Below are 10789 nucleotides of genomic sequence, written 5' to 3'. Positions count from 1 at the left end.
GTCCCGATCATCGCGCCGAACCAGTTCATGGAGCACGCGGTCTCCGAGAACATCATTGCGGGACCGGCCATGCTGCGCCGGGCGCAGTATCAGTTCGGGCCGCTGCTGGCCAAAGGCGCACGGGGGCGAGGTCGATTGCGGGCTCGGAAAGTCGATGGCCGCTGGCTCCGTCGCGCTGCTGCGTCCGACCGACCTGATCATGGCGACCGGCGACACGCGCGTCATCGACGGCGTGGAATTTGAATTCCAGATGGCGCCGAACAGCGAAGCGCCGGCGGAGATGCATTTCTTCATCCCGCGCTACAAGCTGCTGAACCTTGCCGAGAACTGCACGCACAATTTCCACAATCTGCTGCCGTTCCGCGGCGCCGACGTGCGCGATGCGCTGGCTTGGTCGAAATATCTGGGCGAGGCGCTGCAGCTCTGGGACGGCAAGGCGGAGGCGATGTGCGGCCAACATCACTGGCCGGTGTGGGGAGCTGACCGCATCGGCACGATGATCCGCCAGCAGCGCGACCTCTACAAATTCGCGCACGACCAGACCATCCGTCTGATGAACCATGGTCTTACCGCCGCCGAGATCGCCGAGACGATCCGCTTGCCGAAAAGCCTGGAGGGCGCCTGGCACGGCCGCGGCTATTACGGCCACATCCGGCACAATGTGAAGGCGATCTACCAGAAATATCTCGGCTGGTACGATGCCAATCCGGTCAATCTCGATCCGCTGCCGCCGGTGGAGTCGGGCAAGAAATATGTCGCGTATATGGGCGGCGCGGATGCGATCCTGGCGCGGGCGAGCAGCGATTTCGACAAGGGCGAGTTTCGCTTCGTCGCCCAAGTGCTCGGCCACCTCGTGTTCGCCGAGCCGGACAACGCGGCGGCGCGCAGTCTCCTGGCCGACACGCTGGAACAGCTCGGCTACGCTGCCGAGAGCGCGACCTGGCGCAACGCCTATCTGTTCGGCGCGCAGGAATTGCGCCAGGGCATGCCGAAGGTGCCGGCGCGCCCGCCGATGCCGCGCGAGACGTTGGCCGCGCTGCGCACCTCGCAGCTCTGGGACGTGCTCGGCATCCGCCTCAACGGGCCGAAGGCGGAAGGCAAGCACATCGTCTTGAACTGGAGCTTTTCCGACACCGGCGAGAGCTTCGTGCTCAATCTGGAGAATTGCGCGCTGACTTACACCGAGGGCGTGCAGGCGGAAGGCGCCGATGCCAGCTTCACGCTGGCACGTTCGACGCTCGACGAGGTGATCGCCAAGCTGACGAGCTTCCCGGAAGCCGTTGCCGCCGGCAAGGTCAAGCTGTCGGGCAACCCGATGAAGCTTGCCGAGCTGATGGGCCTGATGGACGAGTTTCCAAGGATGTTCGAGATCGTGGAGCCGAAGCGGGCGGTGGTGAAGTAGGGGGCGGGGCGTTGATGCTGGTGTGCCAAGGAGCCGCGTCACATTCCGCTGTCGTCCCCGCGAACGCGGGGACCCATAATCCCAGGGAAAAATTGAAGCGCGAGCTGGTAGCTCCGAGTCTTCGCACAACTGCTGCTGCGGAGTATGGGTCCCGGATCGGCGCGCGCTTGCGGCGCGCTTGTCCGGGACGACAATTGTGGGTGTGACTCGCTACTCCGCGCTGCTCACCAGCTTGATCCGTGGCGCCTTTTCCTCGGCGAGCCTGCGGTAGGCGGCGAGATAGTCCAGCGCCATGCGCCGCGCGGTGAAGCGCGTCTCGAACTGCTTGCGGATCGCGGCGCGGTCGAGTTGCGCGAGGCGACCGACGACACCGGCAGCGCTGAGCACGTCCTCGACGATGAAGCCGGTCAGCCCCTCGTCGATGATCTCAGGCACCGAGCCGCGATTGAAGGCGATAACTGGCGTTCCGCACGCCATGGCTTCGATCATCACGAGACCGAACGGCTCCGGCCAGTCGATCGGCAGCAGCAGGCCGAGCGCACCGCTCAGGAAATCCGACTTCTCGTGATCGCTGATCTCGCCGATGAACTCCACCAGCGGGTTGTTCTCGATCATCGGCCGGATCAGCTCGTCGTAGTAGTCCTGATCGGCACGATCGACCTTGGCCGCGATCTTCAGCGGAATGCCGCAATGGGTCGCGATCTTGATGGCGCGGTCGACACCCTTTTCGGGCGCGATACGGCCAAGCACGGCGAGATATTCCTGCTTTGCCGGCTTCGGCCTCAGCAAATTCTCCGGAAGGCCGTGATGGATCGTCGTCACCCAGTTCGCCTGCGGCACCGGGCGTCGCTGCGCATTGGAGATCGAGATGACCGGCATCTTGGAGAAGGTATTGAAGACCGGTTGATGCTCCGGCAGATCGAGCCGGCCGTGCAGCGTGGTGAGGAACGGCGTCGGCTGCCGGTGGAACAGCGACCAGGGATAATAGTCGAGATGGAAGTGGAGGAAGTCGAACTCCTCGTCGTCACATTTCTGCCGCACGCGCTCCAGCAGCACCATGTGCAGCGCATTGGGGTCCCGCACCGAACCGTCGAGACGAAGCGCCCGCGGCCATAATGCGTCCAGCTTGGCCGATGTCTGCGAATCGCCGCTGGCGAACAAGGTCACGTCGTGCCCAAGGGCCACCAGCTCTTCCGTCAACCAATGCACCACCCGCTCGGTGCCGCCATACAGCTTGGGTGGAACAGCCTCCGTCAACGGAGCTACCTGCGCAATGCGCATCTCACCATCTCCTCTGCGATCATGAAGTTGAACCCCCGCCAGTACGGCACCGGCATGCCAGACAGGGGAACGTTCCCGCAGTTGCGAAGTTCCTTCCCGCGTACGTTACATATTCGACACGTCGGCGGACCGTCGCGATGCTGCCACTACATCTTCTCACATCGTCCGCATCCGCATGTCGTGATCGCCCGGCCCGGGAACCGAGGCGAACTGCGCGATGTTCAGTCGATCAGTAACAAAAACGAAGATCAAATAACGGGGCGATAGCCATATGGATCATCTTTCTGGATACGCGCGCAGGCCATTTGCCTTTGTCTTGCGCTATCTTCGGATGCGAATGGCATCGCATCTGGTGATCCTGGCTGCGGTCGTCGCAGCGGTTGCCTGCTCCGTAGGCACTCAATACGGGGTCAAGTCTCTCGTCGACGCCTTGTCCGCTGGACCGTCGCAGGGCGGCGGCGTATGGCTGGCATTCATTCTGCTCATGTCACTGATCGCCGCCGACAACTTCCTCTGGCGAATTGCAAGTTGGACAGCGAGCTTCACCTTCGTCCGGGTCACGGGCGATTTACGACGCGACATATTTCGTCATCTGACCGGGCACGCGCCGAGCTACTTCTCCGACCGGATGCCGGGCATGCTGACAAGTCGCATCACGGCGACGTCGAATGCGGTGTTCACGGTGGAGAACATGTTCGTCTGGAACGTGTTGCCGCCCTGCATTGCCACAATTGCGGCAATCGCGCTGATTGGAACTGTCAGTCCCTACATGGCACTCGGCCTGACCGTGATTGCGGGCGGCATGGTGATCGCGATGTTCCGTCTCGCCGCCGCGGGCAAGCCGCTGCATGACGATTTCGCCGACAAGGCCGCCGCGGTCGACGGCGAGATGATCGACGTCATCAGCAATATGCCGCTGGTTCGTGCCTTCTGCGGCATCGGCCATGAGCACGAGCGGTTCGACGCGACCGTGAACCGCGAGCTCACTGCGCGAAGCCGCAGCTTGCGTTATCTGGAAAAGCTGCGGCTGTTGCATGCAGCCGTAACCGTGGTCTTGACGATCGCGCTGATGGCGTGGGCGATCACGCTCTGGCAGAAAAGCGAGGCGACGACGGGCGACGTGGTGCTGGTCTGCACGCTCGGTATCTCCATCCTGAGCGCCACGCGCGATCTCGCGGTGGCGCTGGTCGACGTCACCCAGCACGTCGCACGGCTGACCGAGGCGATCGCCACGCTGCTGGTGCCGCACGAGCTGCGCGATCATCCTGAAGCCGAACCTCTGGTGAAGAGCGGCGCGGCGATCGCGTACAACAACGTCACCTTCGGCTATCCCGGCGGTGACAAGATTTTCGAGCGCTTCAGCCTGCGGCTGCAGCCCGGCCAGCGCGTCGGCCTGGTCGGCCAGTCCGGCGGCGGTAAGTCCACGCTGTTCACGCTGCTGCAGCGCTTCTATGACACCGATGAGGGCAGCATTACCATCGACGGCCAGGATATCTCCAAGGTCACGCAGCAGAGCTTGCGCGAGGCGATCTCGGTCGTGCCGCAGGACATTTCGCTGTTCCATCGCTCGATTCGCGAGAACATCCGCTACGGTCGCCCGAACGCGACGGACGACGAGGTGCTGCGCGCGGCGATTGCGGCCCGCTGCGACTTCATCGACAACCTGCCTGAGGGCCTCGACACCATGGTCGGTGACCGCGGCGTCAAGATGTCGGGCGGCCAGCGTCAGCGCATCGCGATCGCGCGCGCCTTCCTGAAGGACGCGCCGATCCTGCTGCTGGACGAGGCCACTGCGGCGCTCGACAGCGAATCCGAGGAGGCGATCCGCGAGGCACTGTCGCGCCTGATGCGCGGCCGCACCGTGATCGCGATCGCGCATCGGTTGGCGACGCTACGCAATTTCGATCGCGTGGTGGTGCTGCGGAATGGTAAGATCATCGAAGACGGATCGCCCGAGCGCCTCATGCAGGGTCATGGACCCTATCGTGAGCTGGTCACGCAGGAAATGAGCCGGCTCGCTCAAGCCGCCGCGTAAATCAACAGTCGCGTTCTCGAGTCGGGTGCGTTTCCACACAGCGCAGGGGAGCTGCTCATGTCGGCCGAAGCCGTAGCCCAATTCGTCTCCGTGACGCGGACCTCCGAACAGGTCGCGGAGCAGCCTTTCTATATTCCGATGACCGGGCCGTCGGCGCGGCCGCGGCGGTCCCTCAAGCACGACGACATGTTCATCGTGCTCGACAGCCATGGCGACATCGGCGCGTCGGCCGGCGGGCCGGACGGCCTGTTCCATCACGATACGCGCTATCTGGCGCGGCTCGAGCTCGTGCTCGACGATCTCCAGCCGCTGCTGCTCGGCTCCAACCTGCGCGACGACAATTCGGCATTGACCATCGATCTGACCAATCCGGACATCTACCGGGGGGGCAGCCTGGTCTTGCAGAAGGATCTGCTGCACATCGTGCGCACGATCTTCCTGTGGCGCGGCACCGCCTATCAGCGCATCGGTGTGCAGAACCATGGCGAGCGGCGCGCCAGCTTCGAGCTGACGCTGCTGTTCGACAACGATTTCGCCGATCTGTTCGAGGTCCGCGGCGAGCGCCGCCCGCGCCGCGGCACCGGCACCAGCAAATTGCTCGGGCCAACCGACGTGCTGTTCGAATATCGCGGTCTGGACGACGCCGAGCGCACCACGGGGCTGCATTTCGACCCGCGCCCGACGCGGCTGTCGGTCAATGCCGCGACCTGGCAGCTCGAGCTGGATCCGCACGAATCGGCATCGCTGTTCGTGGCCGTGTCCTGCAACCGGCCGATCGCGGAGAAGCCGGCGCGCTTCTTCAGAGGCCTGCTCGCCCATCGCCGCGAGATGCGCCAGTCCACGATGGGCGCCGCCAGCATCGAGACGTCCAACAACATCTTCAACGAGGTCCTGTGCCAGGCCATGGCCGACCTCAACATGCTGATGACGGAGACGCCGCAGGGACGTTATCCCTATGCCGGCATTCCCTGGTACTCGACGACGTTCGGCCGCGACGGCCTGATCACGGCGCTTCAGATGCTGTGGGTCGATCCGCGCGTCGCCAAGGGCGTGCTGCGCCGGCTCGCGCATTTCCAGGCCAAGGCGGTCGATCCGCTCGCCGATGCCGCGCCCGGCAAGATCCTGCATGAGATGCGCGGCGGCGAGATGGCGGCGCTGCGCGAGGTGCCGTTCGCGCAGTATTACGGCAGCGTCGATTCGACGGCGCTGTTCGTCCTGCTCGCCGGAAGCTATTTCGAGCGGACCGGCGACGAGACAACCTTGATCGAGCTATGGCCGGCGATCGAGGCGGGGCTGGCCTGGATCGACGGTCCCGGCGATCCCGACAAGGACGGCTTCGTCGAATACCAGCGCGCGACCGAGAAGGGGCTTGCCAACCAGGGCTGGAAAGACTCCTTCGACGCGATCTTCCACGCTGACGGCCAGCTCGCGGAAGGCAATATCGCATTGGCCGAAGTCCAGGGCTACGTCTATGCCGCCAAGCAGCTCGCCGCGCGTTGCGCCTTGCGGCTCGGCAAGCCGGATCGTGCGCGCAAGCTCGAGGCCGAGGCCAGGGCGCTGGCCGAACGCTTCGAGGCGGCGTTCTGGTGCGAGGAGCTCGGCACCTATGCGCTCGCCCTCGACGGCAAGAAGCGGCCGTGCAAGGTGCGGACCTCGAACGCCGGTCAGGTGCTGTTCAGCGGCATGATCCGCGAGGACCGCGCCCGCCTCGTCGCCGCCGATCTGATGCGGCCGCATTTCTTCTCGGGCTGGGGCATCCGCACCGTCGCGCGAGGCGAGGTGCGTTACAATCCGATGTCCTATCATGACGGGTCGATCTGGCCGCACGACAATGCGCTGATCGCACTCGGGCTTGCGCGTTACGGCCTCAAGCACTCAGTGGCGCATGTCTTCAAGGGGCTGTTCGACGCGGCGACCTATATGGACCTGCGCCGGTTGCCCGAATTGTTCTGCGGCTTCCGGCGCGAGAAGCGGCGCGGCCCGACGCTCTATCCGGTCGCCTGCGCGCCGCAGGCCTGGGCCAGCGCGACGCCGTTCACGCTGCTGGAAGCGGCCCTCGGCCTCGAGTTCGACGTGACGCGCGGTGAAATTCGTCTGCGCAACCCGCACCTGCCGACATTCCTCAACGAGGTGATCCTGCGCGATCTGCGCCTCGGCGAGTCCAGCGTCGATCTTCGCGTCAGCCGCCATGGCGATGACGTGGCGCTGGAGGTATTGCGCACACGGGGCCAGATCCAGGTCTCGATCGTGCTGGCGCGCTAGCGGCGAGCAAGGAGGGCGTCATGCGTGCGGTCGGAGCATTGATTTTTGGCCTGGTGATCGTCGCGAATCTGGCGGTCGCCACCTCGCATGCCGCAGACGAGCCGCCCGCAGGCGCGAATGAGGCGAACGCGCCGGCGACCCAGCCGCCGGCCTCGACCGTGCCCGTCACGCCGAAGGACGCCGCCCCACCGCCTTCGGTGACCATCATCGGCGCGAGCGAGGCCCACGGCGTGCTCGGCCGCGACGTGCGCAGCGCTGCCGGGGAGGACATGGGCCGCATCGTCGACGTCATCGTCGACCGTACCGGCCATGTCCGCGCCGCGGCAATCGATTTCGGCGGGTTTCTCGGCGTCGGCAGCCGCAAGATCGTGGTCGATTGGAACGCATTGCGGTTCGGCAAGATCGCCAACAAGAAGGACAGCATCACGCTGGAATTGACCAAGGCGCAGGTCGCGGCCGCGCCGGAATACAAGGAAGACACGCCGATCGTCGTGCTCGGCGCGTCCGGCAGCCTTCAACCGTTGCAAGCGATCCAGTGAGGCGCGGGGAGGGTTGACCGCCTGTGCTGTTGTCGAGGAAGCCGAACCGAGCAGATCGCGATGGCCACGTTGAGCAGGACAACGTCGCCGCGCCATCGGCTGCCGGCATTCCGGCGCCGTCGCGCCAGAGCCTGCGCGGCCTCGACTGGTTCATCTTCTTCCTCGCCGACGTCCAGACCGGATTCGGCCCCTTCATCGCGGTCTACCTGACCACCCAGAAATGGACCCAGGTCGAGATCGGCCTCGTGCTGTCGATCGGCGGGATCGTCGCCTTGATCGGCCAGATGCCGGGCGGGGCGATCATCGATGCCGCGAAATCGGAGCGCTTGGTCGCCGCCCTCGCGATCGCGACCATCGGCGCTTGCGCACTGGCCTATGCTGCGATGCCGATCTTCCCCGTCGTGGTGGCTGCGGCCACCTTGCACGCGGCGGCGAGCTGCGTGCTGGGGCCGGCGATCGCGGCGATCAGCCTTGGTCTGGTCGGCCCGTTCGCGATCGGCGAGCGCCTCGGCCGCAATGCGCGCTTTGCCTCGCTTGGCAACGGCGTCGCAGCGGCCGTGATGGGCACCGCGGGCTATCTCTTGTCGAGCCGCTCGGTCTTCCTGGTCACCTTCCTGCTCGCAATTCCGACGCTGATCGCACTCTCGCGCATCCGCGAGAATGAGGTCGACATCAGGCGCTGCCACGGCGAGATGCCGCCTGAAGCGGCCGACCGTGGCGACACCAATCTCTGGCATCTGGTCCGGCAGCGTCCGCTCATCGTCTTCGCTCTCAGCGTGCTGCTGCTGCAACTGGCGAACGCCTCGATGATGCCGCTGATGGCAAGCGCCGTGACGGCGCGGTCCGCCCAGTGGGCGACGGTGCTCGTCGCCTTTTGCATTGTCGTGCCGCAGGCGATCGTGGCGCTGCTGTCGCCGACGGTCGGCCGCAAGGCGCAAGCGTGGGGCCGGCGCCCGTTGCTTCTGATCGGATTCGGCGCGCTGGCGATTCGCGGCCTGCTGTTTGCGACCGTGCGCGACCCCTATCTGCTGGTCGCGGTGCAGGTGTTCGACGGCATCACCGCGGCGGTGTTCGCGGTGATGATTCCGCTGATCGTGGCCGACGTCGCTTTTGGCAGCGGCCATTTCAACCTGGCGCAGGGCATCGTCGGCACCGCCACCGGAATCGGCGCGTCCCTGAGCACGGTGCTCGGTGGTTACGTCAGCGACAAGTTCGGCAATGCGACCGCCTTCATCGGGCTGTCCGGCGTAGCCGCGACGGGACTTTTGCTGATCCTCTTCGTGATGCCGGAGACGCGGCGCACGGCATGATCGCGGGCGAAAGAAAATGGCCGGCCGAAACGAGTTCGGCCGGCCAAGTGCGTAGGGAGGAGGAAGATCAGTCGAAGATCAGGCGTCGAGATGCTGCAGGCGCTGACGGTTGCGCAGCACGATCTGGCGGGCGCCGGAGAAGCCCAGGATGCCCTGGCTGTGAAGCTGCGACAGCGCGCGCGACACGGTTTCAAGGGTGAGGCCGAGATAGTCGCCGATGTCGCGGCGGCACATCGGCAGCGCCATCATGCCGGCAACGGCGAGGCGGCGGTCCATTTCGAGCAGGAAGGTCGCAACGCGCTCCATCGCGGTCTTGCGGCCCAGCAGCAGCATGTGGTCTTCAGCATGGCGCAGCTCGCCAGCGGTCATCGCCCAGAGCTTGCGGGCGACCTGGACGTCGGTGCCGGCGGCCTTCTCGAGGCTTGCGCGCTTTACCAGACGCACGGTGGTGTCGATGATGGCTTCGGCGGCAAGGCGGTGAGTGGGACCGGATTCGAGGCCGAACACGTCGCCGGGAAGATGGAAGGCACCGATCTGGCGGCGACCGTCGGACAGAAGCTTGTAGCTGCTCACGGCGCCTGACACGACCTGGTAGACATATTCGGACGGTTCGTCTTCGCCATAAATCTCCTCGTCCTTGCGGTAGGAGAATTCGGTGGCGACGAGGCCGACATGGCCGGCGATGGCACCGAACTGGTCGGTAACGGGATGGGCGGGAGCGATCTTGCCGACGATCTGGGTGTTGATCGCCTGGGTGTTGAGGGTCTGGGTGAGCATCTGCGCCATCTCCGTTGTGATGACGCCTTGGTACGCGGTATCCGGGGCTTCGAAAATTTAGAGCGATATCTTAAGGGGGGTGCCTTACGTAGAATCCCGTAGGTCAGGCGCGGGGGCGGGCCTGGATGGCGTGGCGAATGCACTTGACCAGGTTTTCGTCGAGAAGCGGCTTCAAAACCACGTCTTTGATGCCCGCCATCGCTGCCCGGGCCGAGATGTTCTCGTCGGGATAGCCAGTGATCAGGACCACAGGCACGTCGCGGTCGGATTCGCGCAAATGGCCGGCCAGCTCGATGCCATTGATATCCGGCATCTTGTAGTCGATGACGTAGCAATCCGGTCCGGGCGCGCCGCCGACATTGAGCAGCGCCGTGCCGCTCCGGAAAGTTCGCACGGCGAAACCATCGGTTTCCAGCAGGAACCGCAGGGACCCCAGGACGGCGGCGTCGTCATCGACCACATAGACGGTGCGGGGCGCTGAGGACGACGCCCGCTCATGATGTGAACCGACCTCGATCATCCACCTAGGCTAGCACAGCGCCGGGACGGGGGATTGACCTGCCTCAATCGTTGAGCATGCCGGCGCGCATTGCCAGCCGGACCAGCTCCGAGAGGCTCCCCGCCTGCATCTTGGTCATGACATTGGCCCGGTAGACCTCGATGGTCCGCGGGCTGATGTCGTATTCGCGGGCGATCAGCTTGTTGGACAGGCCCGCGATCAGCCCTTCCATGACCTGTCGCTCCCTGGGACTCAAGGACGCGACGCGGGCGGCGATGTCCTGCGCGACGGCCTCGCTCTTGGCGGTGGGCTCGGCCTGGCGGATCGCCGATTCGATCATGGCGGTGAGGCGGTCGTCATCGAACGGCTTTTCCAGGAAATCGACCGCCCCGAGCTTCATCGCCTCGACCGCGAGCGGCACGTCGCCATGGCCGGTCATGATCAGGATCGGGAACGCGCTTTGCTGCGCCTTCATCCGCTTCAGCAGCTCGATGCCGTCGAGGCCGGGCATGCGCACGTCAGAGACGACGCAGCCGAAGCCGAGGCCGGGCAGGGCATCGAGAAAGGCCAGTGCGTCGTCGAACAGCGTGACGTCGAATCCGGCGGAATCCAGCAGAAAATTCAGCGAATCGCGCATCGCGGCGTCGTCGTCGATGACGTAGACGTGTCCCTTGATCGTCATGA

General features: G+C 65.0%; 8 protein-coding genes and 1 pseudogene. 5 read left to right on the top strand and 4 right to left on the bottom strand.

Annotated elements, in window-relative coordinates:
- A pseudogene (locus SE92_RS14335) lies at nt 1-1402 on the top strand (alkyl/aryl-sulfatase); the annotation flags it as partial.
- Nucleotides 1403-1612: 210 nt separating this feature from the next.
- Here the strand turns inward: SE92_RS14335 and SE92_RS14330 are convergent.
- Nucleotides 1613-2683 carry a glycosyltransferase family 4 protein gene (locus tag SE92_RS14330; RefSeq protein ID WP_063196368.1) on the bottom strand — a complete coding sequence of 357 codons (1071 nt, stop codon included), beginning with the start codon at nt 2681-2683 and terminating at the stop codon, nt 1613-1615.
- 271 nt (nt 2684-2954) lie between these two features.
- Between SE92_RS14330 and SE92_RS14325 the strand changes: the two genes are divergently transcribed.
- Genes SE92_RS14325 through SE92_RS14310 form a run of 4 tightly spaced genes read left to right on the top strand, consistent with a single transcriptional unit; the run spans nt 2955 to nt 8829 of the window.
- Complete coding sequence (locus SE92_RS14325; protein ID WP_063196367.1) at nt 2955-4718, top strand: ABC transporter ATP-binding protein; 1764 nt, start codon at nt 2955-2957, stop codon at nt 4716-4718.
- 57 nt (nt 4719-4775) lie between these two features.
- A complete protein-coding gene (locus SE92_RS14320) occupies nt 4776-6980 on the top strand; it encodes an amylo-alpha-1,6-glucosidase (protein WP_063196366.1) in 2205 nt (734 codons plus the stop codon).
- A 20-nt stretch (nt 6981-7000) separates the two neighbouring features.
- The gene (locus SE92_RS14315) at nt 7001-7519 is read left to right on the top strand and encodes a PRC-barrel domain-containing protein (RefSeq protein ID WP_063196365.1); all 519 of its coding nucleotides are present in this window, start codon (nt 7001-7003) and stop codon (nt 7517-7519) included.
- A gap of 23 nt (nt 7520-7542) precedes the next feature.
- Nucleotides 7543-8829 carry an MFS transporter gene (locus tag SE92_RS14310; RefSeq protein WP_063196364.1) on the top strand — a complete coding sequence of 429 codons (1287 nt, stop codon included), beginning with the start codon at nt 7543-7545 and terminating at the stop codon, nt 8827-8829.
- Between the two features lie 78 nt (nt 8830-8907).
- Here the strand turns inward: SE92_RS14310 and SE92_RS14305 are convergent, their stop codons facing one another.
- From SE92_RS14305 to fixJ, 3 genes are all read right to left on the bottom strand, one after another.
- Nucleotides 8908-9606, bottom strand: a complete 699-nt coding sequence (locus SE92_RS14305) for a helix-turn-helix domain-containing protein (RefSeq protein ID WP_063203517.1) — start codon at nt 9604-9606, stop codon at nt 8908-8910.
- Between the two features lie 103 nt (nt 9607-9709).
- Complete coding sequence (locus SE92_RS14300) at nt 9710-10126, bottom strand: response regulator transcription factor (RefSeq protein WP_063196363.1); 417 nt, start codon at nt 10124-10126, stop codon at nt 9710-9712.
- Nucleotides 10127-10169: 43 nt separating this feature from the next.
- Complete coding sequence (gene fixJ, locus SE92_RS14295; protein WP_063196362.1) at nt 10170-10787, bottom strand: response regulator FixJ; 618 nt, start codon at nt 10785-10787, stop codon at nt 10170-10172.
- Nucleotides 10788-10789 lie beyond the last annotated feature (2 nt).

This window comes from Bradyrhizobium sp. AT1, from assembly GCF_001590795.1.
In the GTDB taxonomy this organism is placed as follows: domain Bacteria; phylum Pseudomonadota; class Alphaproteobacteria; order Rhizobiales; family Xanthobacteraceae; genus Bradyrhizobium.
The sequence above is the reverse complement of the archived record's forward strand: the minus strand, read 5'-3'. Positions and strand labels throughout refer to the sequence as shown.